Here is a 25,062-nt window from a genome sequence, read left to right on the forward strand (position 1 = left end):
TTACCGGCCGATGATTTTTTTCATGTGTACGACAGTTCCTTTATCTGGTTCCGATTCTACTGATAATTCATCCATAAATGCCTCCATAAACGTAAATCCCATTCCAGATCTGTCCTTATCCGGTTTTGAAGTATACATCGGTTCCATTGCTTTCTCCACATCACTGATCCCCACGCCATAATCAGTAATATCTACATAAAGCTCCCGTTCCCTGTAAGACAGGTGCATCTCAATCCTTCCTCTTCTGCCTTCGTATCCATGTATAATACAGTTTGTCACTGCCTCCGAAACAGCAGTCTTCAGATCTGCGATCTCCTCCAGAGTCGGATTCAACTGCGTGCAAAAAGATGCTGCCGTAACTCTTGCAAGCCCTTCATTAACCGGATTACTTTCAAAAATAAGTAGCATCTCATTTGCAGATACTTCATTTGTATCTTCTCTCATGACACTTCCCCCTCCCCTGCTTTCTGGATCACAATGTAACGATGAAGTCCTGACAGACGCAGCAAATGCCCTATATGACCGTTTACGCCGACTGCCTGAATACAGTCCTTTCGCATTCCAAGTGCACGATATCTTCCCATCAGAAGCCCGATGCCTGAACTGTCCATAAACTCTGTCTCCGAAAAATCAAACACAATTGTACGGATATAAGTCCTCCCTGCAATCATTTCTGTTCCTTTCCGGATCAGATCTGCCATCGGATGATCCAGTTCCTGCGGAAGAATGATACGTAATGTAGTCCCCTCCAGTTGAAACATTTCATTCATTTTCTACTCCCCCTTCTGTCCATTTTCAAGAATGCCCGCCACTGATATAATTTTGTTGCTCACCACCTGCAGGTGGGAGTCATCTCACATCTGATATAAAGAAAAGGAGATGTACGTTCTGAAATCGTACATCCCCTTCTCCGAGGTTTTTCTGCTATATCGTTATTTATTCATAATACTCTTCATCATAATTGCTGTAATCCGACTCATCGTAAGAAGTATCCTCATACGAAGTATCTTCAGACGAAGAAGTATCTTCTGTGCTGTCTGACGAATTCTCCTGCCTCTGCACTCCCTCTGTATCTCCGATTCCTGCTACACCGGTCGCATCTCTGATCGTTGTATAAACAGATTTCATGCTGTCTGTCAGTACATCCACATGCACCTTCTGAATCTCCACAGCTGCTTCATCCAGATTCTGCTGCTGATAATACGTATAAGCCTGCAGAAGTGCCTGATAGCTTTCGCTCTTCGCCTGTTCTGTCGTAAGTTCCTGCGTGACAGACTCTACCGTATCTCCGGATTCTTTGGCCTCTCCCTGTGCTTTCGTGAGTTCCGCTCCCTGGCTTGCCAGAGATTCACTGTACTGGACAATCTGCTGGTTCGCCTCCTGATAGATTCCCTGCCGTATCGCAGGTACCGCCAGAAGCCAGAATGCTACTGCACCAGCTGCTATTCCGGCCATCAGAATAAAAAATACAGAAACCTTTGAATGTTCTCTGTACACGGTCGGCTGAGCGACTCTCTCGCTTCCGAGAATATCCGTATCCGGATTTTCTTTAGTCCCGGAGCGAAACAGACCTTTCTTTTTCTTTTCAAGTCTGGTCGTCACTCCTGTCTGCTCATCTACCTCTCGCAGAAAACGAAGGGTTGTTGTGTTTGTTTTGTCAATCCTTGCAGCTTTTTTGAGGATTCTTCGCGCTTTATTCCATTCTCCGTTCTTCATCTGGATTAAAGCCAGCAGATGATATCCCTTGATCAGTTTGGAATTCTGTGTAAGAATCTTTCGCAACTGAATGGCTGCCATATCTTCATGCCCTTCTCGGCAGAGCATTAATGCATGGTTATATTTCTTGATTGTTTCATTGATTGCCGCAAGTTTATTGGGATTTGCCTGCAATTTGTTGATATATTCTGATGCCAGGTTTCTGGTTGGCTGAAGATTCTTACTGATCACCCATTCACTGAGTGCCGAGACAACTTCCCCTGTTTCAAAATATACCAGCCCAAGCAGATTTCTCGCCCTGATGTTTCTTTTGTCATACATAAGACTCTGTTTCAGACAGGCAATCGCACCGGAAAGATCACGGATACTTGCCTTCTCAAGTCCCTGATTATAAAAAATCTTAGACAGATAATCTACCTTTTTCTGAATCAGTACATTATACCCACAATTTGGACAGTAATCCAGATCCATATCTGTAAGAAATGCACCGCAGTTCATACAATTCATGTAGTTCTCCTTGTATCTTATTTTACACGTCTGTTGCTTTTTGCTTCTCTTAATACTTCCTGAAGAACATCCAGGATATCCGTAAGCTCTCTGTCATAGATTGCGCCCTCTGCATCTGTAACATCCAGACATGGCTCAAATTTCTTCAGTTCCTCTTCATAATCAATCATATTATTCTCCTTTATTTACCGACTCCCTGCAGAATAAGTGTCTTGATTTCTCCAACCAGATACAGAGAACCGACACAGAATAACATTCCGTCTTCTCCTTTTGCCGCCAGCGCTTTCTTAAACGCTTCTTCCACATCTTCGCAGGCTTCCGCTGTCGGACAGCCTTTTTCTCTGAATATCTCTGCCAGTTTTTCTGCCGGAACCTTTCGATAGCCTCCAACCTGAGTCACGATCACATGATGGAAAGAAATTTTCCCAAGAATGGTACGGATCATATCTGTATAATCCTTATCATCTACTGCCGAAAAAAGCAGTGTCAGCGGATAATCTTTCTGGAAATGTACTGCTGTCTCCACAAATTTCTCTACACCATCTTCATTATGTGCCCCGTCAACGATCACACCCGGCAACACGGTTTCCATCCTTCCCTGCCAGCGTGTCTCGAGAAGTCCCTTCCTGACCGCCTCCACCGGTATCTTCACCTGGTCTTTTAATACTTCAATCGTCTTCAATGCAAGTGAACTGTTCATCACCTGATACTCTGCAATAAATGGAAGCGTAAAAACTGTATTTCCATAATACTCATTCTCATAAGAAAAATCAATGCCTGCCCTGGTGTTTCGGATGATTTTTGTATCTTCTCTCTTCACTTCAAAATACGGACTTCCCAGTTCCTGTGCTCTTGCTCTGATCACACCTGCTGCAGCCGGATTATTTCCATCATAGATCACAGGCACACCCGGCACAATGATTCCCGCCTTCTCTCCGGCAATTGCCTCAATGGTATTCCCCAGATACTGCATATGGTCAAAACTGATCGACGTAATTACACAGGCACTCGGTTCTTCTACTGCTGTTGTCGCATCCAGTCTTCCACCAAGGCCTGTTTCAAGTATCACATAATCCACATTTGCATCCGCAAAAATCACCATTCCCATCAGAAACAGGAACTCAAAATATGTTGGATGATAACTACCTTCCGCTACCAGCTCATCTGCAAGTTTTTTTACCTTTTCAAATGCTCTGAGGAATGTATCATTGTCAATATTCTTCTCATTGATCTGAAAGCGTTCATTGATCACAACCAGATGCGGAGAGGTAAACAGTCCACAGGAATATCCGGCTTCTCTAAAGACCGAAGTCAGAAATGCACAGGTGCTTCCCTTTCCATTTGTTCCTGCCACATGTACAACCTGAAACTGCTTCTGCGGATTTCCAAGACGCCGCAGGCATTCTTTTGTGTGCTCCAGTTTATTCTTTGTTGTAAATTTCGGAGTTTCTTCAATATAAGCAACCGCTTCTTCGTAATTCATAAAAAAATTCACCACTCATCTAATGTATTCGCAGCTATCTGGTCTTTAAAACCAAACCGCTACGATATCATTATATATGAGTGGTGAAAGATGTCCAGTACTAATCGTAATCTTTTATTCGTCAGAATCAGGATTCATCTGTCGGAAGTTTCCATTTATTTTCAGAATACAACATATAAACCGAACGATCGTAACTCTTGCTCAATGCCTTTCTGGTTGAACTGTTGCTTCGCTGTGATACTGATATTCTGTCAAAATCCTTCAGTTCTGTGCCTGATATCATCAGTGTGGTCGGATTCACATATACAGTATCGATCCATTCCCCGTTCAGCTTAACCTGACTGGATGGTGTGAAGTTTGTTCCCTTTAATCGATATGTAAAATCTATGTCAGAGATAAGATCCATAGAATCCAGACTCACATCATAAATGCCCATTCGCATCTTGGTTCTTTCAAATGTCAGTTCCTTATCTTTGTATGCATACTTTTCTCCATAAAGAAGATCATACTGAAGCGTTTCCAGATCTACCTGGTAATTTCGGGTATTTCTTCTTGCCTGGTGATAACGGAAGATTGTTCCTTCATGTATTCCGGCGCGATCCATAACCTCTGCTGCCATCTGATAAGCTGAGAGATTCACCTTCTTTTTCTCCATACCGAAATTGTCCCACATTACATATTCTGTCTGGAACAGATATTTATTCTTGAGATCTTCAACCGTAAGTCCCATTGTTGGAAGGTGATCGCCGTACATAACCAGGATCACATCCTCCGGATAATCTGCCAGTGCATCTGTCAGCTCTTTAACAAATTTATCCATTTCGTGGATCTCATTGCAGTAATACTCCCACTGGTTGTTCTGCGCTTCTGAAGCAGCACCTGTGACAGTGATCTCCGGATCATCGATCAGCTGTTCTTCCGGATATGCTCCATGTCCCTGCGTGGAGATCGTATATACATAATCCGGACCTTCCGTAGAATCCAGGCATTTGATGATCTCATCAGTGAGAACTTCATCTTTTGTCCAGCCCAGAGGGTTCTTATCATTTTCCTCTGCCATATATTCAGCAGAAGTGAAAGTATCAAATCCAAGGTTCGGGAAGATACCTCTTCTTCCGTAGAAGTTTGCCTCATTATTATGCACTGCATGAGTGCTGTATCCAAGATTCTTCAGGACATATGGTGCGCTTTCGCAGGTTGTCTCTTTCAGAATACTCTTGTACGGATATTCTCCCGGTCCAAAATAATGAAGGCTCATACCTGTGATTGACTCAAATTCCGTATTTGCTGTACCGGCTCCGACTGCCGGAACCTTGTAGTATCCGGATGAATACTCTTTCATCAGCTTGCGGAACGTAGGGATCGGATCTTCGGAGATTTTCAGATAATTGACCAAAGTCGGATCAAAGAAGGATTCGAGCTGCAGGAAGAGAATATTCGGCTGATTTTTCTCATTTGTTGCCGGAAGGTTATCCTCAGTCTTCTCGATTCTCTCAATCTCTTCTTCTGAATAATCACGAGGACAGCTGATGCCGGTGTTAAATATTGTGACACCAAGGCAGTATGGATATCCATAATCTTCATATGCAAATGCAATATTTCCAAAGTAATTGGAAAGCACTCTCTTTTCCAGCGCCAGCTGTGTGATTCCTACAAATGCTGCAATTCCCACAACAACCAGGAGAAGGTCATAGCGGAATTTTACTTTTCGCTGATACTTTGGTCCTTTGACCAACAAAGAAAGAAGAATCAGTACTAATACTCCAAGCACGATCAATGCAACTACCACACCCCAGGACGGCAGATATTTGTTAAGGACTGCCATACCGTCTGTGAGCAGATGCAGATCCGGGCCGGTAAACGGTGTGACCCTGTTTGCCAGGATCACGCCATTGATAATTCCAAGAAGCAGCCAGAATATGGATACCAGAACACGCCAGAAGGTTCTTCGGCGGAACAAATATACAATCAGGCTCGTGGTAAATATAAGGCCTGCGTTATAAGCAAATACCAGTGGTTTTCCTGTCATGTAGGTCCACGCATCGGTAAAAGAATGACGACTGATCGCTTCGATAAGGAAATATCCGGCTGCACTGCAAAGCGCATGAAGCAGCAGGGATATCTTATTGCATATCTTATACAATTTCATCCAAATGCTCCTTTATTACTTGTCCATCTGAGTAAGCTGTGTTTTAACCTTTTCCATCATTTCTTCATATTTCTGAAGTTTTTCTTTTTCTGCATTTACTTTTGCTTCCGGAGCTTTGTTGACAAAGTTCGGATTGCTCAGCATTCCCTGGCATCTTGCGATTTCTTTTGCAAGACGCTCCTGTTCTTTTTTCAGACGCTCGATTTCTTTTTCTCTGTCGACAAGATCTTCAAGCGGCATATATACAACTGCATCGGATACTACTACAGATACTGCATCTTCACCGATACCGTCTTTGTTTTCCTGTACAAGGATTTCTTTTGCAAATGCAAGGTTCACGAAGGATTTCTTGCATGCTTCGTATCTTGCACATGTATCCGCATCCTTACCTACGATGTAAAGGCTGGTTTTGCGGTTCATCGGCACGTTCATTTCTGTACGTGTGTTACGGATACCGCGAATTGCTTCTTTAAAGCTTTCTACTGCTTTTTCTGCCTCCGGGAAGGACCATGCTTCCTGGAATACCGGCCAGTCAGAAATCATGATAGATTCTTCTTCAGGAAGAAGTGTGCAGTAGATTTCTTCTGTGATGAATGGCATGTATGGATGAAGCAGTTTCAGTCCTTCTGTCAGGGCTGTACGAAGTGTCCAGAGTGCATTATTTGCAGCCTTCGGATCTTCTTCTGCTTTCCAGAGGCGAACTTTTGCCATCTCGATATACCAGTCACAGAGCTCATCCCACAGGAAGTCATAAACCTTCTGTACTGCGATTCCAAGCTCATATTTGTCCATGTTGTCTGTAACTTCACGGATCACTGTATTGAGTTTGGAAAGAATCCATTTATCTTCAAGGCAAAGCTCATTTAAATCTGCAGGTTCAGTAACTGTCTTGCCTTCCAGGTTCATCATAATGAATCGGGATGCATTCCAGATCTTGTTTGCAAAGTTACGGCTGGATTCTACTCGCTCCCAGTAGAAACGCATGTCGTTTCCAGGTGCATTTCCTGTGATCAGTGTCAGACGAAGTGCATCTGCGCCGTATTTATCAATAACTTCCAGCGGATCGATACCATTTCCAAGAGATTTACTCATCTTACGTCCCTGTGAGTCACGTACAAGACCATGGATCAGTACATGGTGGAATGGAACTTCTCCTGTCTGCTCAAGAGCGGAGAATACCATACGGATAACCCAGAAGAAGATAATGTCGTATCCTGTTACAAGAACATCTGTCGGATAGAAGTATTCGAGTTCCGGTGTTTTGTCCGGCCATCCAAGTGTGGAGAACGGCCACAAAGCGGAACTGAACCAGGTATCCAGAGTATCCTCATCCTGGTGGAAATGTGTGCATCCACATTTCGGGCATTTTTCCGGCATTTCTCTTGCAACGACAACTTCACCGCACTCATCACAGTAGTAAGCCGGGATTCTGTGTCCCCACCAGAGCTGACGGGAAATGCACCAATCACGGATATTTTCCAGCCAGTGCAGATATGTCTTACCAAAGCTTGCCGGAACAAATTCCAATTCACCCGGTCTTAAGGATTCCATAGCTGCTTTTGCCATCTCGTCCATACGAACAAACCACTGCGGTTTGATCATTGGCTCTACGGTTGTGCCACAACGGTCATGCGTACCAACACTGTGATTATGTGGAACAACTTTTACGAGAAGTCCCTGCGCTTCAAGATCTGCTACCATTGCTTTACGGGCTTCGTAGCGGTCCATACCTGCATATTTGCCACCAAGAGAATTGATGGTAGCATCATCATTCAGAATATTGATTTCCTCCAGATTATGACGTTTGCCTACTTCAAAGTCATTCGGATCATGTGCCGGTGTAATTTTCACACATCCTGTTCCAAATTCTTTGTCAACATACTCATCCGCAATAACCGGGATCTCACGGTCAGTCAACGGCAGTTTCAGCATTTTGCCGATCAGATCTTTGTATCTTTCATCATCCGGATTGACTGCAACTGCAGTATCTCCGAGAAGTGTTTCCGGACGTGTAGTTGCGATCTCTACAAATCTGCCTTCCTCACCTACGATCGGATAATTAATGTGCCAGAAAAATCCGTCCTGATCCTCATGTTCTACCTCTGCATCAGAGATGGAAGTCTGGCATACCGGACACCAGTTGATGATTCTGGAACCTTTGTAAATATATCCTTTCTCATACAGACGGATAAATACTTCCTGTACAGCCTTGGAGCATCCTTCGTCCATTGTGAAGCGTTCTCTCTCCCAGTCTGCAGAAGCACCGAGTTTCTTCAGCTGGTTGATGATCTTTCCGCCGTACTCTTCTTTCCATGCCCACGCATGTTTAAGGAATTCTTCACGTCCGATATCGTGTTTGTCGATTCCTTCTTTTTTCAGTTTATCGATAACCTTAACCTCTGTTGCGATTGCAGCATGGTCGGTTCCCGGCTGCCACAGAGCTTCGTATCCCTGCATTCTCTTGAAACGGATCAGGATATCCTGCATGGTTTCATCAAGTGCATGTCCCATATGAAGCTGGCCGGTTACGTTCGGCGGCGGCATTACGATTGTAAATGGTTTCTTATCTGGATTTACTTTTGCGTGGAAGTATCCGTTGTCCATCCATTTCTGATAAAGGCGGTCTTCCAGACCCTTTGGGTCATATGTTTTTGCAAGTTCTTTGCTCATAATTTCCTCCTGATTAAAAAAAGCATCTCCCATCTACTGTAATTGCATTTTTTCGCCTTGTCAAGACGGATTGTGCATTTTTCACAGAATCTGGGAGATTTGCTTTCCTGTATTATTTTTTCAAATCGTCATTCAACGGATTTCAGCGATTCTACCATATCGATCTTTTTCAGTTTTTTATGCATAAAGATGTTTACCACAGCTGAAAAGATACAGGTGATCACCGCACAGTACAAAAAGCTGAGTGGAGCAATGTTTCTTCCAAACATGACCGCATCCACCTCTACTGTGACAATAATAAAGCGATGGAGCAGGATACCAAATCCTGAGCCAAACAGAATTCCTGCGATCGTCAGAATGATATTCTCTCGCAGGACATACTGAGAAACTTCTATATCAAAGAAACCAAGTACCTTTAATGTGGCAAGCTCTCGCTGGCGCTCAGTGATATTGATATTGTTCAGATTATAAAGTACTACAAATGCAAGCATTCCGGCAGACACGATCAGTACAAGAATAACTACACCAAGAGTGCTGAGCATACGGTCTACCATTTCGATCGTACTCTCTGTATAGCTGATGCTTAAGACAGCCGGTGAATCCATGATCTTCTGTCCGACTTTTTCTACCTGATCCTTATATTCCTCTTTTACTGAGAAAACGATATCTTCATAAACCGGCTCTTCTCCAAATGTTTCTTTGTAGATCTGCGGTGTCATATACACATAATGGCCTGCGTAGTTTTCGGTGATAACAGAGATCTTCACATGATACTCTTTGTCATCTTTTTCGAGTGTCAGTTCATCACCGATCTTCAGCCCCAGAAGGCTTGCTGTCTTTTCACAGACCGCCGCCCCATCCTCAGGCAACTCGTATTCTTCTTTTGTAACACGGTTTCGAAGTGTCACATCTTTTTTGAAGTTCTCAAGGTTTTCAGGAACAAACACATATACACTCAGATTTGATTTTCCGTTTGGAGCCGTGAGCTTTGAGAGTCTTATCTTCGTATAATGATCCAGTGATTCATTTTTATCCAGAGATTCTATAAGTGCTTCCCTTTCCGTATCCGTGGCATCGTCATCTGAGATGATCGTCGCATCATAATGCTGCAGATTCGTGTACTGAAGATGTACAATGTCTGAAACAGAATCACGAATACCAAAACCTACCAGCATCAGCGCCATACTTCCTGCAATTCCAAAAATAGTCATAAACAGACGTTTTTTATAACGGAACAGATTTCGAAGAGAAGATTTCCAGGTAAAATTCAGATGTTTCCACAAAATCGGTATCCGCTCCAGAAGGATTCGTTTCCCTTCTTTAGGTGTCGGTGGACGCATCAATGATGCCGGTGTCTCTGCCAGCGCATGCACACAAGAAAAAATCGTTGCACCAACTGTACAGATCAATGCCGCCACGGAAGCAAGCAGTGCATATTTCAGTTCATAATGTATCTGAAGGGTATTCTCCACATTGTGATACATAATTCCATAAGACTTGATAATTACAAACGGAATGATCTTTTCACCGATCAGGATACCGGCAACACTGCCGCCTGCCGTTGCCAGGAACGCATAATTCAGATATTTGGAAGCAATACTGATTTTACTGTAGCCGAGAGCCTTCATTGTTCCAATCTGCGTTCTCTGCTCCTCGACCATTCTGGTCATGGTGGTAAGACTGATAAGGGCTGCTACCAGGAAGAAAATAACAGGAAATACCTCGCCGATATTTTTGATACGGTCTGCATTGTCTCCGTAATCAGAGTATTCCGGAAGTCCATTTCGGTCTGTGAGAATCCATTCCGGATATTTTAAGTCTGTAAGTTCTTTTTTTGCATCGTCAATCTTTTCCTGCCCGTCTTTTATTTTATCTTCTGCTTCTTTTTTACCGTCTTCATATTCTTTCTTGCCATCGGCAAGCTCTTTTCGGGCATCCTCAAGCTCCTTCTCTGCATCTTTTAGCTTCTGCTCGTTTTCCTGGATTTCTCTTTCACCGTCGACCAGTTTCTGTTCATTTGCTGCTATCTCGGCCTCACCGGAATTCAGTTTTTGCTCATTTGCCTCGATTTCGGCCAGAGCAGAGTTCATTTTAGCCTTGTTTGCATCTATTTCTGCCTGACCATCCTGGAGCTTTTTCAAGCTGGCGTCCAGTTTCTTTTTACTGTCTTTTAGAGTTTTTTCATTTGCTGCTATCTCTTTCTCTGCAGGACCAAGCTTTGCCTCTTCTTCATTTAACTTCGCTTTTCCTTCGTCGATTGCTGTCTGATTTGCACTTAAGTTCTCCAAAGTCTGGGCAAGTTCTGTCTTTTTAGCCTGAAGAGTTTCGACTCCGGCATTTGCTGCTGAAAGATTTGCTTCAAGTTCTGTTTTCTGTGCTGCCGCCTGCTGACAGGCATTTAATGACTCCTGAGCCTGTGCAAGAGCGCCATTTACAGCTTCGAGTTCTGCCTGGGCCTGTGCAAGAGCCTGCTCATATCCGACAAGCTCTTCTTCCGTCAGCTCTCCGTTTTCGACTTTCTGCGCTGCTTCGTCACGGGCGGCCTGTGCCGCTTCCACTGCACTCTGTTTTTCCTGAACAGCTGCCTCAAGCTGCGCCACTGCATTCTGCGCTGCCTCCAGACCTTCCACAGCTGCCTGCAGCTGACCGATTCCAGCCTCGAGCTGAGGAATCTGTTCCTGGAGCTGTGCAAGCTGTGTCTCAACAGCCTGCTGCCCCTCCTGTATCTGGGCGATTCCGGCATTCAGTTCCTGCTGTTTTTGTTCGAGTTCCGCTTTACCAGCGGCTATTTGTTTTTTGCCGTCTTCAAGCTCTTTTTTAGCGGCATCAAGTTTTTTCTTGCCGGCATTGTATTTTTTCTTACCGTCGTTATACTGATTCCAGCCCTCATCCAGTTTCTTCTGAGCTGTAGCAATCTGAGCCTGACCATCGGCAACCTGCTGACGGGCTGATGCGATCTGAGATCTTCCGTCAGCTATCTTCTGTTTTGCATCGGCAAGCTGTTTTTTGCCATCTTCGAGTTCCTGCCGGGCGTCGGCAAGCTGTTGTTTGCCATCTTCGTATTCTTTTTCGCCGTCAGTTAATTCCTGTTCTCCATCATCAAGCTTTTTCTTTGCATCCGCAAGTTCTTCATCCGCTTCCTTTTTGCCGTCCGCAAGCTCTTTTTCGGCATCCTCGATTTTTTCCTGTGCTTCACCGACTACCGAATCATAACGTGCCTGGCAGCGCTCTGCCTCAATGCCTTTTACTTTATCTTCCAGTTTGTCAGCCAAGTTATCATAGCCGTCGGTATAACTGGTGACCTTATCCACCTCATGTGCGCGCACGTAGATCTGTGTATACACATCTGAATCGAAATCATCCGCAACGACATACATGAATCCATTTACTTCACCGGATCCTACGGTCGTATTTCCTCTGTTAAAAGATATATACAGCGGACTTTTACCAATACCGACGACCGTATAGGTCTCTTCTTTCAAAAGTTCAGAGTCTCCGGGCTGTCGGATAACAACCTTGTCTCCGATCGAATATTTCTGGCCTGACGCAAACGCGGAATCCAGGAAGCACTCCCCGCTCTTTTGGGGAAGTCTTCCTTCTGTTATGCTCAGGTGATTGACTTCTTTATTCAGGGATTCCACATGGAGTACTTTCTGAGAATCTGTTTCTCCACAGATCACATCTGTAGAATATGCCCCTTCCACTGTATCAGTCTCCGGCAGTTCTTTAAGCGCCTGTATATCATCATCGGTCAGTCCCATGGTTCCGACCACTTTCAGATCCATAAGCTTTGACTCGTTATAATATGCATCACCGGAAAGCCGCATGTCCGGAGAGGATGCCTGGATTCCTGAAAAAAAAGCCACACCCAGGGCCACGATACAGAAGATCGATATAAAACGCGCCCGGCTCTTTCTGACTTCCATCCAGAAGTCTTTGTGCAATGCTCTTTTTCCTACCATTCGATTTCCTCCACCGGCGTAGGATCAGTATTCAGTTCCATTGCCGAAACCGTACCATTTTTGATATGGATCACGCGGTCTGCCATTGGTGTCAATGCTGAGTTATGTGTAATAACGATAACTGTCATCCCTTTTTCCCTGCACATATCCTGCAAAAGCTTCAGGATTGCCTTTCCTGTCTGATAGTCAAGTGCCCCTGTCGGTTCATCACACAAAAGAAGCTTCGGATTCTTTGCAAGGGCTCTTGCGATCGAAACTCTCTGCTGTTCACCGCCGGATAGCTGTGCAGGGAAATTGCCCATACGGTCTTCCAGTCCAACTTCGCAGAGGACCTTTTTTGCATCGAGTGGATTTTTGCAGATCTGCATCGCAAGCTCTACGTTTTCAAGTGCGGTAAGATTCGGCACCAGATTATAAAACTGGAAGACAAAGCCGATATCATCGCGGCGGTAAGCGGTCAGCTGGTGGCTGTTATATTCAGCAATATTTGAGCCGTCCACGTAGACGTCACCCTCTGTCGCTGTGTCCATTCCACCAAGAATATTCAGAACCGTTGTTTTACCGGCTCCACTCGGTCCAACAACTACGACAAATTCACCTTTTGATATTTCAAAGCTGATATTATCCACTGCCCGGATCTCAACTTCACCCATTTTGTATATCTTAGAAACTTTATCTAATTTTACATATGAATTTTGAAGGTTTCCCATATTTTTCTCCTGTATATTGCAACCATATTCAATACCTGCTACTATCAGTATACCAAAAAAGCACCGTCCGCAACAGCTTCCAGACGATGCTTTTTTGTATTTTTTTTGTGTTTCACATATCTTTTTCTTCTTTTCGTTTACTTGCAAGCAAACCTCCGATCCTGCCGGTTTCTTTTGCTGACAGGCTTTTCCATCCACTTTCCAGTACTTTATCCAGAATTCCCAGTTCCTGTGCAATTTCATATTTCAGTTTCTGCTCTTCCGGAAGTACTCCCTTCAGATAAGCTTCCACTTCCTTTTCTTTGTTCATGTCCACAACTCCTTTTATACTGCTTCGCACTGATTCACAGCAGTCTGCCTTCCAGCATTCCTGTTCTTTCAGAGTATGGACATCTTTTTCAGAAATTATACATTGTTTTCCGGATGTTATTCATATCGAACTATCAAATCTGCACCGGCTCATCCCTTAGGAATAATAATGGCAGCAATGATATATGCCCAGATCCCTGCCCCGCCAAAGCAGGTCAGGATCACCCAGGCAAGACGTACCAATGTTGGATCAATGTTGAAATATTCTGCAATACCGCCGCATACACCGCACAGCATATAATTTACAGATGATTTGTAAAGCCTTTTGTTATCCATGATCAATTCCTTCTTTCTTAAACTGAAAACATTTTACAGGTACCTTATAAACCAGCCGATATTCTGAACAGCCGTTTATTTTTCAAAATCTACCGTTATATTTCCCACACCGCAGTCCAGATTCATATTTCCTTTGGCATTTGGGTTCGTGATATTCTTATTATGTCCGACACCGCTGTAAGAGCTGTCGCCAATATCCACATTTCCCGCCGAACAGGAAATCTGATAATTGTAGTCTGCTTCTTTTCCCAGAATACCAAGATCAACATTTCCAATACCACAGTCAACTTCCAGATTATTTATATCCAGCTCTGACAGTTCTACATTTCCTGTGCCAACTGCAATTGTTGTATCGCTGGCTGCACGGATCTTCCCTGTATTTGTAAACTCACCTGCCGCTACAGATACATCCAGATCATCCGTCCGGAATTCATCGCACATTGTAACTGTACCTGCTGCAACCTCTATAGAAGTCTCCTTAAATCGTACATTCTTCGGATAACTCACTGTGATCTCACGGTCCCGTGTCCTGCCGGTCGTCTCAAGAATCAGACTGTCATCCTCTGTACCGATCCTTATCTTATCTTTCTTCGAACCAGACACCTCTATGCGAAGCTTATCTCCATCATAGGACCGAAACTTAAGTTCGTCTCCACTCAGTGAAAGTTTCAGATCAGAAATTGATGCTGTTTCAAAAATTTCTTTGTCATTATCTGTTTCAACCGGTTCAAGCTGTGTGATCTCATCCCAGTCCTGTTCCCAGTCATCTTTATCATCAAGGCTGATATATTTTGCTGTCTGTTTAACAATACCATCGAATCCATATTTTGATAAGTTCAGTCCTGCGATCGTAGCCCCCATGGCAACTCCACCGATACTCATTCCAATTCCGACAACACCAACAACGGCAGCTGTAAGCAGCATTACTTTTGAAGATTTTTTCATGCCCGTTCACCTTCCTTTCTGCCTCTGTTCACAATACGGCAGCAAAAATCTGTAAAATTACGCAGAAGTGCCGGAAGTGCACAGGTTGCTGCCCATTTCAGGAACACAAGACCAACAAGTGCCAATGCAAACAGGAGCAGACCAATTCCAACGAGAAGGACACCAAACGGAAGTGCTGTAAAACAGGTTCCAATTCCGGCTCCGATCACTGCTACTGCAGCAACAAACAGGCCAACTACAGCCGCCCCGATTCCGAATACGATCAGGAACGGAAGCAATGCCAGTGCTACAATAAATCCAAGTACTCCTCCGACTGCTCCTTTGATCAGAGGTGAAATAAATACCAGAAGGATCAGCACCAGAATCACACTGGCCTTTCCGCCTTTGCGTTCAGCATGATAACCTCGGTCCGCACGGTTCTGCGGCATCTGACGTTCATTATCTACACGCTCATCCTGAAATCCATTTTCGGTAAATTCTCCGTAGTTCTGCGAGCTGCCCTTTAAATCTTCTTTAATAATAGCCGCTACCTTTCCCGGGCTTCCAAGCTCCCGTATCACTTCTGCCTCCTGATCTTCTCCGGCATCATCAAAGTAACTCTCATAATACTCAAGAGCCTCTTGTCTTTCCTCCTCAGAGATATCAGAAAGCAGTTTCTTTAACTGTTCCATAAACTGCACTCTGTTCATAACTCTATGCCTCCCTCAAACAGCTTCGAAATCTTTGTTGAATAATTCCTCCATTCAACTCTGTACAGATTCAGCTGTGCCATGCCTTTTTCTGTGATCTTATAATATCTGCGGTTTCTACCTGCAAAAGCCTGATCGTATGTCTCCAGACATTCATCCTTCTGCAGTCTCCGCAGCACCGGATACAGCGTTGATTCGGATACCTCCAGCACACTCCGTACATCCTGGGTGATCTTGTAGCCGTAGGTTCCATCTTTCTCATTCGATACTACAGCCAGAACGATCGCGTCCAGAAGTGCCGCACCTGTGTTAAATACCATGCTATCACTTCCTTCATATTTTTTCTGCAATATTATCTAGCGATATAATATTATTTCGTTAGCAATACTATATGATATATAATATAGTTTTGTCAATAGTATTTTCTATTTTCTTTAACTAATTTATAATTTTATTGTTATATCTGCTATTTGCAGACTCTTCTACAATAATAACTTATTACAGATACTAAGGAGATTTTCATGTCTGAACATACAATTACCGAACTCCTCTCTCCTGCATTTCTGTCTCGCATGCAGAATATGCTGGGTGATGAATATGAAAGCTTTTTAAAAAGTTATGAAGCACCGCGTACTTACGGGCTTCGTGTAAATACCGCAAAAATCAGCTGTGACGAATTCGAACGGATCGTCCCGTTCCCGGTCACTCCGATTCCGTGGATCTCCAATGGATATTTTTATCCGGAAGATGTCCGTCCATCCTTCTGTCCACTCTATCAGGCCGGACTTTTCTATCTGCAGGAACCAAGTGCCATGACACCGGCATCCTGTCTTCCAGTCACTCCAGGTGAAAATGTTCTGGACCTTTGTGCTGCACCTGGCGGCAAAGCTACTGCCCTTGGTGCAATGCTGAATGGAAGCGGACTCCTGGTCGCCAACGACATCAGTGCTTCCAGAGCCAGGGCACTCCTTCGCAACATTGAATTATTCGGTATCACCAATGCATTTGTTACAAATGAAACTCCGGCACATCTCGGCAAACATTTTCCTGAATTTTTCCATAAGATTCTGCTTGATGCACCTTGCTCCGGAGAAGGCATGTTTCGCAAAGAAGAAGCGCTTGCACGTGACTGGACTCCTGAAAAGTCTCATGAACTTTCCAGTCTGCAAAAAGAATTGATTCTGCAGGCAGCCGATATGCTTCGTCCAGGCGGACTGCTTCTGTACTCCACATGTACCTTTGCGCCGGAAGAAGACGAAGAAGTTGTTTCTCATCTTCTTGAAAACCGACCGGATATGGAACTCCTTGAGCTTCCGGAATATGAAGGTTTCACTTCAGGTGTCCCGGAATGGGGAAACGGAGATCCGTCACTTATACGCAGCGTACATCTCTTTCCCCATAAGATGCAGGGAGAGGGACACTTTCTTGCACTGTTTCGTAAAGAGGGCAGAACTGATCTGATCGGTACAATGTCTTCTGCAAAACCAAATGCCGAAACCCGCAAATGGCTGGAACTTTTCCTGAAGGAGATCGGACTGAAAACACTTGGTGGGCAGCCCTTTGACTGGAATCGCGTTGAAACACGAAAAGACAAAGTCTACTATCTGCCACCGATAGGCGGTGATTTCCGTGGACTTACATTCCTTCGAAATGGGCTGTATCTCGGGGACCTTAAGAAAAACCGTTTCGAACCTTCCCAGCCATTTGCACTTTCCCTTCGAAAAGGTGATGCAGAAGCCGTAATCTCACTTCCGGTCTCCGATCAGCGTCTGACACGCTATCTCAAGGGTGAGACTCTCAATATTGAACCAGAAGAGGCTGCTCACGCAAAAGGATGGCATCTGCTCTGCGTTGAAGGTTATCCAATCGGATTCGGTAAACTCGTCGGCCAGACTCTCAAAAACAAATATCCCGCAGGATGGAGAGTGTAACCTCTCTGTCCTACGGGATATTTTCATGATAACGGTATCATCTTTCTCAGTGTAAATGAATAAATATATGTTTCCTTTACTTTTTTCTGCAGCATTCGTTCCAATGCCGCTGCGTAATCCTCCAACTGTATATGATACAGATCGATCAGATCCTGTTCTCCCCCCGGTGATACCTTATCAGTCTTATAATCCACCAGTACGATCTCATCGTCCTCAATAAAATAGGCATCTATGATTCCCTGCACCAGTACTGTCTCTTCACCGTTCCAGGCTGCCTCGATCTGATTCATCTTCTGTGCAATGACAAATGGCTGTTCGCGATAAAGTGCGTTTTGTTCTGCTGCTGTTTTCATACGCTGTCCAAGTTTTGAATCCACAAACGCAAGAATATCTGCAATTCGGATACATTGTGCTTCCTCCGGTGACATTTTCCTGCTGTCTGTGAGCATCCGAATCTGTTTCTGGATCTGATGTACATCTTCTGCATGTGTATAATCCAGGCATTCCATCAGACGGTGATAGGCCGTTCCTCTTGCAGCTCCACGATATTCTTCTTTTTCCCCTGAAACAAATGTCGGAATGATCTCCTGAATATCCGGTTCATAAAACAGGGATTCTTCTTTTTCTTCCTCCCCCCGCCAGCTGCGTTTCTTAAGTTCCGATACACTGACTTTCACCGGCAGATCTTTAAGATATTCAAATGGATAGCAAAAAGCAAATCTTTCTGTCAGAATCTCATGGATCTCCTCATCATAAATTTTTCTGCTGTCCCATTCTTTGAGAAGTTTTTCCTGCATCTGGCTGTCCGTCTGTCCAAGAATCTCACCCTGTACCAGCTCCGCTGCCGTAATTTTCTGCACTTTGAATTCCGCGTGTTCCATCTCACAGACCTGGATCTGCCGGTCTGCAATCCCATATTCCCTGAAAAGTGGCAGCATAGCTTCATGGCGAGCCAGAGCCGGAAGGATAAATGACCAGTAGTTTCTTGCTTCTCCCCTTGTTCCAATTGGAAGCAATGTCTCTCTGCGTCCCATCTGCCAGGAAACTGCCTGCAGCACATCCGCAAGCTTTGCAATTGTCCCTGTAATGATCAGTTTTTCCTTTGCCCTGGTCAGCGCCACATAAAGAACTCTCAATTCTTCCCCAAGGCTTTCCCTTTTGAGCTGTCTCCGTATGATCTGTTTGTGTACTGTTGACAGAATCAGACGCTTTTCCGGAAGGATGACATCCACTCCGAAGCCCATATCAGGATGAATCAGAAAACGACTGTTGATATCCTGAAAATTGAACTGTTTTCCCATTCCTGCTGCAAACACGATTGGAAATTCCAGTCCTTTACTTTTGTGTATTGTCATGATCTGCACTGCACCGTTTCCGGCATCAGCTAGATTTACTTCTCCAAAATCCACTTCATATTTCTGCAGTTTTTCTATATAACGAACGAAGTTAAACAGTCCACGATAGCTTGTTTTTTCGTATTCCATTGCTTTTTCCACAAGCATATGAAGGTTTGCACCTCTCTGTGCACCACCCGGAATTGCTCTTACATAATCCCCATATCCTGTTTTTCTGAGAATATACTGGATCAACTCATGAACCGGTGTGTACACCGCAAGGTCACGCATTTCTTCCAGCAGCTCTATAAAATGACTGATCTTCTCTCTTAATACAAGTTCTTCTTCATCCCTGTCATCTGTCTTTCTGTCTCTGAATGCAAGCAGACTTTCATACAACATACCATCCGGACATTTGCTTCGGATTATCGCAAGTTCCTGTGTATTGCAACCTCCGATTGCAGAATGCAGTACACCTGTCAGCGGAATATCCTGCATTGGATTATCGCATATGCGGAGATAATTCAGAAGCGTCACCACTTCCTGCGCTGCAAAATATCCTGTTCGAGATGCTGTATAGACCGGGATTCCCTTTGATGCAAGTACCTGGCTGAATGGCTCCGCCCATCCCGCAGAAGTTCGCAGAAGGATGACAATATCACCATATCCTGCCTTACGATAAGTTCCGCTATCCTTATCCAGCACCTCTTCGATACCGACAAGCTTCTGGATCCGCTGTGCGATCGCAAGTGCCTCCAGTTCCTGTACTGTCTGATTTCCCTGCTGCTCCAGTTCCTCACCGTCCTTTTCGATCAGGAGTACTTCTGTCTCCGGCTCTTTACCATCTGCTCTCTCTGGAAATGACGCACCTGTATAAAGTGCATTTTCATCCTCATAAGTGATCCCGCCAAGATCCTCACCCATGATCTGGCGAAACAGATAGTTGACAGATGATAATACCGTTCCACGGCTTCGGAAGTTTTTGTGCAGATCGATTCTCTGTTCCTCGCTGTCTTCCAGTGAATACCTGTGGTATTTTTCCATAAAAAGCTCCGGTCGTGCCAGACGGAAACGATAGATACTCTGCTTGACATCTCCAACCATAAAAATATTTTTCCGTTTGTCTGCCCATCCGGCTACCAGATTCGTGATCATCTCCTGTACCAGATTACTGTCCTGATACTCATCTACCATTACTTCATCATAACGTGCAGATAATTCCCATGCAGCTGCACTCGGTGTGATCGTATCGCCTTCTTTGTGCATCAGTATGTCCAATGCAAAATGTTCCATATCCGTAAAATCCAGAATATTCTGTTCTCTTTTTCGGTCAGCAAAAGCGTCCTTATACTGCAGTGTGACTTCAGCCAGTCCTTCCATTGGTCTGCGGCAATACTGCAGATACTCAAGAATCAGTTCTTCTGTCTGGTTAAAATATTTTTCTGTCAGTTCATTCCAGAGTCCCTTGGCACTGTCACGGAGATCTTTCACCTGTATTTTCTTTTCCTCGTCTACCGACAGATCTTTTTTCGTTGAAAGCCGGGCATATTTGTGATTTTTAAGAAGTTCTGAAAATCCATTGTAATCACGCTCTTTGACCGCAGTCTCCGCTGCTCTGAGTAACAGAATATCATCATCCAGCGCAGCCTCGTAAAAATAAGGTCCTGACTCTTCCCGGCAGATTGCAGCTGCCCTGGAAAGAAGCTCTCGTACCTGCACGATGCTCTCATCTGCGGCATCCCAGATCAGCTTCATCCACGGTGTATCGTGAAGGTCTTCCAGTGAATCCACCTGATACACCTCAAGACACTCCTCGATCCATTCTTCCGGAAACGGATGACTCATAGACGCATCGTACAGTTTATAGATCATATCGCGTATCTCATCATCTGTCTTTCCCGTCGCATAACACTCCACAAGACTTAAAAACTTCTCGCCTTTCCTTGCATAGGCAGCCTCCAGAACCTCCTTCATGACATCTTCCCTGAGAAGTTTCAGTTCTCCTTCCTCTGCCGTCCGATAGCCAGGATCCAGATCGATCATATGGAAATAATTTCGAATGATGTAAGCACAGAATCCATCAATTGTTGTAATCTGTGCATTGTGAATCAACGATGCTTGTCTTTGCAGGTGTTCATTGTCCGGATTATCGTACAATATCTGATCGATTGCAGCTGAAATCCTCTCCTTCATCTCCCCTGCCGCAGCACGCGTAAATGTCATGATCAACAGACGGTCAATGTCCACTGGTCTTTCTGTATCCATGATCTTGCTTAATATCCTCTGTACAAGCACAGCCGTTTTTCCGGAGCCAGCTGCAGCACTGACCAGAATATTCCGATCCCGAAGTGAAATGACTTTCTGCTGTTCTTCTGTCCAGGTTACTCCCATCAGTCTTCCACCTCCTTTGCAAATGCTTTCCAGATCTCCTCATCTGCAAACTGTTTCAGTCTGCGGAATTCATAACCTGGAATCTTCCGGTCAAAACCGCAGGTCCCCTGATATGGACAGTATGTGCAGGCATTACGGTTTCCCATCTCATATGGAGCAGCTTCCGCATTGCCGTTCAATATCGATTCCCGGATATCAGTGATTTTTTTCTTTACATAAGCATCCAGAAGTTCAAATTCTGTCTCACTTGCCACAGAAGAACCTTTTCGAAGTGTTCCCTTTGTCGTATAAGACAATGGCAATGAGATCGTAGTCCTGTCCAGATTCTCGATCACATCCCTGTCGTCCATGACAAGGCCATTCATTTTCAGCTTTTTGAAAATCTCCGGATCCAGTTCATCCAGATCTTCTTCCATTTCTTTCTGAAGCATCGGATCTTTGACATTGTAATAAAAGATTCCTGCCGGTCTTACCTGACAGTCCGGATGTTTTCTCTGTTCTGCCTGCATGGCGGCATCCATATACACGACCAGCTGCATCTGAAGTCCATAATAAATACTTACCAGATCAAATGAGGTATTTCCGGTCTTGTAATCTATGATCTTTACATAAACCCTGTCTTCTTCCTGCATCACATCCAGGCGGTCAATTCGGCCTCCGCCAATAGCCACCTCGAAACCTTCCGGCTCAAATCTGCCGTTTTTTAACTGTTCCTGTAATGCCCATACGGTTCTTCTGAGAATTCGTCTCGTCCGTTCTATCATGTAGTGATTTCTTGCACTGCTCTGCAGAATCGTATTTCCATAATCAGCAGCAATTTTATCCAGACAGTTATCTGCGATCGTATCTCGTTCTTCATCAGAGAGTTCTCGCCAGTTCAGCTGTTTTTGCCGCAGCTCTACTGCAAACTCCTCCAGAGCCTGATGAATAATGTTTCCCATATCCATTGCCCGAAACTCATATTCTGCCCGTTCCGTAAGTTCAAGTCCATATTTCAGAAAATGTGCAAATGCACATGCAGAAAAACGCTCCAGCCTCGTTGCACCATTTGGTGAGATTTCCCCATACAACGCTTTTGCGACACTTTTGCTGATCTGATCCACCGGTTTTCTGAGGAAAGCTGCCTCGGTCAGTTTTTTTGTCATTGTACAATAATCGGGACTATTCAGATACCAGCTGTAGAGTTCTGCAAACAGCTGATTTTCTTTTCGTTTCTCTTCATCTGTCAGATTTTCCAGAAGATATCCTACCGATGTATTTGGCGTTTCCAACAGATTCAGTTCCTTTTCCGGTTTCTCTGCACGCTCTATATGAATTTCAGGAAAAAGTGTCTGTATTGTACGAATCAGAAATGCCGGTCCTACTGCTTCTCCTTTTCCATTTGATCTGCTGTAAGAAAGGCAGAGACTTTCACTCGGTTTTGTCAGATTCAGATACAGATAAAAACGCTGCATGTTCATCAATTCTTTTGGTCCCGGTGCCAGCTCAATCCCCTGATTTCCCAGGAAGTCTCTGTCCATCTCTGTCAGTATTCCACCGGACTCCGTATTTTTCGGAATGCATCCTTCATTAACCCCGACAAAAAACAATGCCCGAATATCTTTCAGTCGTGTTCTCTCCATATCTCCGATCAGAACCTGATCGATTCCCGGAGGAATCAACGCAACTTTCGCCTGCGTCATACCGGTCTCCAGAAGCTGTCTGAACTCTTCAGGAGAAACTACTTCTTCACCAAGGATACTGACCATCTTGTCCAGAAGATCCATGATAATCCCATAGATCTGTGCATATTCTTTCTCCCTGGCACGATCTCCCTGCTGTTTAAAATGCAGTTCCTGCACTTTCAGTTTTTCCTGGATCTGTCTCTTTACAATAAAATCATACAGATATATGCTGTATTCTCTGACCGTTTTCTTTTTTCCGGAAAATCCTTCTGCCAGTTCACGTACTTCCTCTGTAAAATGTTCACGAATTTCATTCAAATCCATGATAACCGCCGGATCCATGCCACGGTAGATCCTTACCCATGTCTCATTCCATTTGCGAAATCCACGGATTCCAAGTGCAATCACATAATTTTCCAGGATATCCACTTCTCTTCTTGAAAGATCCGACATTCCACATCGCAGATAACGAAAAACACTTTCATAACTGAATCCCTGTACTGTCATTTCCAGAGCAGCACGCAGATACTCCACAAATGGATTCATCAATACCGAATGTTTTTCATCCACAAAAAAAGGAATTTCCGCTGCATCAAACACATGTCTGGCAATGCTTCCATATTCCTCCAAATTTCCCGTGATCACAGCGATCTGGCCGTATCTGTATCCGTGTTCACGCACCAGCCGGCTGATTCGCCTTGCCGTTTCTTCCATTTCACGTTCCGGATTTCCTGCCTGAAAAATCTGCACCTCCTTCTGTTCTTCGTTATAGGCTCCTCTGTGATAACGAAACAGGTTCTGTTCCAGAAAATTCAATGCAGGTGCTTTCGCAAATCTGGATTCAGCTCCGGCCTTTACCCAGATTGGTTCTTCCATATCCCTGGTAAATTCCGAAAGGGATCGAATCATTTTGTGACTCATATAAAACAACTCATGTGGTTTTCCTTTCGCAAGCAACTGTTCTCTGACATCCATTGTTACTGTCACTGTTACATGTTCACAGACCTGAAGGAGTTCCCGGATAACGGTATGCTGCACTGGCGTGAAACCGGTATATCCATCCAGCACAACTGTACTTCCTTTCAATTTTTCTGAAAAAGGAATTTCTTTTGCCAGCACTTCCAATACCTCTTCTGCCGTCATAAAATGATCGGACAGGTATTCCCGAAAAGCCTCATACAAAACTGCCACATCTTTCAGTTTCATCTGAAGAAGTGGTTTGTCTGACGCATCCTGGATCATCTTATCAAGTTCTTCTTTGCGAACCTCATACTGCATAAATTCAGAAATCAGTGATTTTACTTCATCCAGATATCCTGGTTTTTTCATCTGGTTTTTCAGATAGACCAGTTTCTTCTGGCTGACCTGCACCAGTTTCTGAAGAATCATATTTTTGCCGGTTTCCTCCAATACTTTACGGGTATCTCCACCTACTTCTTCAAAAATCCGATAGGCCAGTCGTTCAAAACTCAGCACATCAATATTCAGGATTCCTTTCTGCGGATGCATCTCTACAAGTGTTTTCTGTGTCTGCATCGTGAACTGCTCCGGAACGATCACATAATACATTTTTTCCGGATGAGCAGCGGCTTCACGAATCACCCTCTGGTAAGCCCTGAAGGATTTTCCTGCACCTGAATTTCCTATAATAAACTGAAGTGACATAAAAGTCCTCCTCAAAATAATTCTTTCTATTAATTTAACATAAATCTACTCAAATTGTAATAAGATATACAGAATCAGAGTTAGATCAGATCTGCATCTGCAACAAACCATATTTCCGAAATCAGGAGGCTTATCCATGAGTTCCAAGACCAAAATTGTAGTTCTACATATGAAAGAAGTGATCTATACAGGAATCTTTCTGCTGCTCCTCGTGATTTTAGGTGTGGTGATGTTCCTTATGTTTGGTTCCGGCAAATCAAAAACGGCATCTTCCGATGCCGTTTCAAAATATACGCCCGGAATCTACCGCACTTCTATCCGATTGAACAACAACACGTTCGATGTAGAAGTAACGGTAGACCAGGATCAGATACAATCCATTCATCTTGCCAACTTAAGCGAAAGCACTTCTGCCATGTTTCCACTGGTTGAACCTGTACTGGACTCTCTGTCCAGCCAGATCTACTCCGGCCAGTCCCTGGATGATCTGGAATACTCCAGTGATCAGAAATACACTGCTCTGATGCTGATTCATGCGATCGATGAAGCAGTCACCAAAGCCGAAGCAGATTGACGTCTTCCCGTGACCACACCAGCACTT

At 44.2% G+C, this 25,062-nt stretch carries 18 protein-coding genes; 2 read left to right on the forward strand and 16 right to left on the reverse strand.

Translation table 11 applies throughout. From position 1 onward, the window contains the following. The 14 genes from spoIIAB to LI112_RS12685 all read right to left on the reverse strand — a co-directional run bounded on the left by spoIIAB (nucleotide 1) and on the right by LI112_RS12685 (nucleotide 15,796). Nucleotides 1-444, reverse strand: coding sequence for an anti-sigma F factor (gene spoIIAB, locus LI112_RS12620; RefSeq protein WP_005424952.1), 444 nt, complete (start codon nucleotides 442-444; stop codon nucleotides 1-3). After that, on the reverse strand, nucleotides 441-770 hold the full coding sequence (locus tag LI112_RS12625) for an STAS domain-containing protein (protein WP_005424951.1): 330 nt from the start codon (nucleotides 768-770) through the stop codon (nucleotides 441-443). Before LI112_RS12625 ends, spoIIAB begins: the two co-directional genes overlap by 4 nt. Before the next feature lie 166 nt (nucleotides 771-936). Further along, nucleotides 937-2,223, reverse strand: coding sequence for a lipopolysaccharide assembly protein LapB (locus LI112_RS12630; RefSeq protein ID WP_022388257.1), 1,287 nt, complete (start codon nucleotides 2,221-2,223; stop codon nucleotides 937-939). Between the two features lie 17 nt (nucleotides 2,224-2,240). Then, complete coding sequence (locus tag LI112_RS12635; RefSeq protein WP_005424949.1) at nucleotides 2,241-2,393, reverse strand: hypothetical protein; 153 nt, start codon at nucleotides 2,391-2,393, stop codon at nucleotides 2,241-2,243. 11 nt (nucleotides 2,394-2,404) lie between these two features. Next, nucleotides 2,405-3,706, reverse strand: coding sequence for a folylpolyglutamate synthase/dihydrofolate synthase family protein (locus tag LI112_RS12640; protein WP_022388258.1), 1,302 nt, complete (start codon nucleotides 3,704-3,706; stop codon nucleotides 2,405-2,407). A 127-nt stretch (nucleotides 3,707-3,833) separates the two neighbouring features. Further along, nucleotides 3,834-5,855, reverse strand: coding sequence for an LTA synthase family protein (locus tag LI112_RS12645; RefSeq protein WP_117627859.1), 2,022 nt, complete (start codon nucleotides 5,853-5,855; stop codon nucleotides 3,834-3,836). A 15-nt stretch (nucleotides 5,856-5,870) separates the two neighbouring features. Continuing rightward, nucleotides 5,871-8,525, reverse strand: a complete 2,655-nt coding sequence (locus tag LI112_RS12650; RefSeq protein ID WP_117627858.1) for a valine--tRNA ligase — start codon at nucleotides 8,523-8,525, stop codon at nucleotides 5,871-5,873. A gap of 128 nt (nucleotides 8,526-8,653) precedes the next feature. Continuing rightward, complete coding sequence (locus LI112_RS12655; RefSeq protein WP_227190831.1) at nucleotides 8,654-12,487, reverse strand: FtsX-like permease family protein; 3,834 nt, start codon at nucleotides 12,485-12,487, stop codon at nucleotides 8,654-8,656. Next, the gene (locus LI112_RS12660) at nucleotides 12,481-13,197 is read right to left on the reverse strand and encodes an ABC transporter ATP-binding protein (protein WP_022388261.1); all 717 of its coding nucleotides are present in this window, start codon (nucleotides 13,195-13,197) and stop codon (nucleotides 12,481-12,483) included. The genes LI112_RS12655 and LI112_RS12660 overlap by 7 nt, the downstream gene beginning before the upstream one ends. A gap of 112 nt (nucleotides 13,198-13,309) precedes the next feature. Then, a complete protein-coding gene (locus LI112_RS12665; RefSeq protein ID WP_005424943.1) occupies nucleotides 13,310-13,507 on the reverse strand; it encodes a small, acid-soluble spore protein, alpha/beta type in 198 nt (65 codons plus the stop codon). 149 nt (nucleotides 13,508-13,656) lie between these two features. Next, a complete protein-coding gene (locus LI112_RS12670; protein WP_005424942.1) occupies nucleotides 13,657-13,842 on the reverse strand; it encodes a PspC domain-containing protein in 186 nt (61 codons plus the stop codon). A 75-nt stretch (nucleotides 13,843-13,917) separates the two neighbouring features. Further along, the gene (locus tag LI112_RS12675) at nucleotides 13,918-14,787 is read right to left on the reverse strand and encodes a DUF4097 family beta strand repeat-containing protein (protein WP_117593040.1); all 870 of its coding nucleotides are present in this window, start codon (nucleotides 14,785-14,787) and stop codon (nucleotides 13,918-13,920) included. Further along, complete coding sequence (locus tag LI112_RS12680; RefSeq protein ID WP_117593038.1) at nucleotides 14,784-15,476, reverse strand: DUF1700 domain-containing protein; 693 nt, start codon at nucleotides 15,474-15,476, stop codon at nucleotides 14,784-14,786. Before LI112_RS12680 ends, LI112_RS12675 begins: the two co-directional genes overlap by 4 nt. After that, entirely contained in the window at nucleotides 15,473-15,796 is a 324-nt protein-coding gene (locus LI112_RS12685) for a PadR family transcriptional regulator (RefSeq protein WP_005424938.1), read from the reverse strand. The genes LI112_RS12680 and LI112_RS12685 overlap by 4 nt, the downstream gene beginning before the upstream one ends. A 201-nt stretch (nucleotides 15,797-15,997) precedes the next feature. Here LI112_RS12685 and LI112_RS12690 point away from each other — a divergent pair, with 201 nt between their 5' ends. Then, a complete protein-coding gene (locus LI112_RS12690) occupies nucleotides 15,998-17,407 on the forward strand; it encodes an RsmF rRNA methyltransferase first C-terminal domain-containing protein (RefSeq protein ID WP_005424937.1) in 1,410 nt (469 codons plus the stop codon). Between the two features lie 23 nt (nucleotides 17,408-17,430). Here the strand turns inward: LI112_RS12690 and addA are convergent, their stop codons facing one another. Together addA and addB are read right to left on the reverse strand one after the other, a co-directional pair. Beyond that, on the reverse strand, nucleotides 17,431-21,132 hold the full coding sequence (gene addA, locus LI112_RS12695; protein ID WP_117593036.1) for a helicase-exonuclease AddAB subunit AddA: 3,702 nt from the start codon (nucleotides 21,130-21,132) through the stop codon (nucleotides 17,431-17,433). After that, nucleotides 21,132-24,461 (reverse strand): helicase-exonuclease AddAB subunit AddB, encoded by a 3,330-nt coding sequence (gene addB / locus LI112_RS12700; RefSeq protein WP_118044413.1) that lies wholly within the window; start codon nucleotides 24,459-24,461, stop codon nucleotides 21,132-21,134. Before addB ends, addA begins: the two co-directional genes overlap by 1 nt. Before the next feature lie 136 nt (nucleotides 24,462-24,597). Between addB and LI112_RS12705 the strand changes: the two genes are divergently transcribed. Then, nucleotides 24,598-25,035: a hypothetical protein gene (locus tag LI112_RS12705; RefSeq protein WP_005424933.1), complete on the forward strand. Its 438-nt coding sequence runs from the start codon at nucleotides 24,598-24,600 to the stop codon at nucleotides 25,033-25,035. Nucleotides 25,036-25,062: the final 27 nt, after the last annotated feature.

Source organism: Blautia sp. 210820-DFI.6.14 (assembly GCF_020558815.1).
In the GTDB taxonomy this organism is placed as follows: Bacteria; Bacillota; Clostridia; order Lachnospirales; family Lachnospiraceae; genus Blautia_A; species Blautia_A obeum.

Bases quoted from the DNA above. Each gene is read 5' to 3' on its own strand.
- addA (WP_117593036.1), bottom strand. From the start codon at position 21,132: ATGGGAGTAACCTGGACAGAAGAACAGCAGAAAGTCATTTCACTTCGG.
- LI112_RS12690 (WP_005424937.1), top strand. From the start codon at position 15,998: ATGTCTGAACATACAATTACCGAACTCCTCTCTCCTGCATTTCTGTCT.
- LI112_RS12665 (WP_005424943.1), bottom strand. From the start codon at position 13,507: ATGAACAAAGAAAAGGAAGTGGAAGCTTATCTGAAGGGAGTACTTCCG.
- LI112_RS12635 (WP_005424949.1), bottom strand. From the start codon at position 2,393: ATGATTGATTATGAAGAGGAACTGAAGAAATTTGAGCCATGTCTGGAT.
- spoIIAB (WP_005424952.1), bottom strand. From the start codon at position 444: ATGAGAGAAGATACAAATGAAGTATCTGCAAATGAGATGCTACTTATT.
- LI112_RS12705 (WP_005424933.1), top strand. From the start codon at position 24,598: ATGAGTTCCAAGACCAAAATTGTAGTTCTACATATGAAAGAAGTGATC.
- LI112_RS12660 (WP_022388261.1), bottom strand. From the start codon at position 13,197: ATGGGAAACCTTCAAAATTCATATGTAAAATTAGATAAAGTTTCTAAG.
- LI112_RS12645 (WP_117627859.1), bottom strand. From the start codon at position 5,855: ATGAAATTGTATAAGATATGCAATAAGATATCCCTGCTGCTTCATGCG.
- LI112_RS12680 (WP_117593038.1), bottom strand. From the start codon at position 15,476: ATGAACAGAGTGCAGTTTATGGAACAGTTAAAGAAACTGCTTTCTGAT.
- LI112_RS12655 (WP_227190831.1), bottom strand. From the start codon at position 12,487: ATGGTAGGAAAAAGAGCATTGCACAAAGACTTCTGGATGGAAGTCAGA.
- LI112_RS12640 (WP_022388258.1), bottom strand. From the start codon at position 3,706: ATGAATTACGAAGAAGCGGTTGCTTATATTGAAGAAACTCCGAAATTT.
- LI112_RS12630 (WP_022388257.1), bottom strand. From the start codon at position 2,223: ATGAATTGTATGAACTGCGGTGCATTTCTTACAGATATGGATCTGGAT.
- LI112_RS12625 (WP_005424951.1), bottom strand. From the start codon at position 770: ATGAATGAAATGTTTCAACTGGAGGGGACTACATTACGTATCATTCTT.
- LI112_RS12650 (WP_117627858.1), bottom strand. From the start codon at position 8,525: ATGAGCAAAGAACTTGCAAAAACATATGACCCAAAGGGTCTGGAAGAC.
- LI112_RS12670 (WP_005424942.1), bottom strand. From the start codon at position 13,842: ATGGATAACAAAAGGCTTTACAAATCATCTGTAAATTATATGCTGTGC.
- LI112_RS12675 (WP_117593040.1), bottom strand. From the start codon at position 14,787: ATGAAAAAATCTTCAAAAGTAATGCTGCTTACAGCTGCCGTTGTTGGT.
- LI112_RS12685 (WP_005424938.1), bottom strand. From the start codon at position 15,796: ATGGTATTTAACACAGGTGCGGCACTTCTGGACGCGATCGTTCTGGCT.
- addB (WP_118044413.1), bottom strand. From the start codon at position 24,461: ATGTCACTTCAGTTTATTATAGGAAATTCAGGTGCAGGAAAATCCTTC.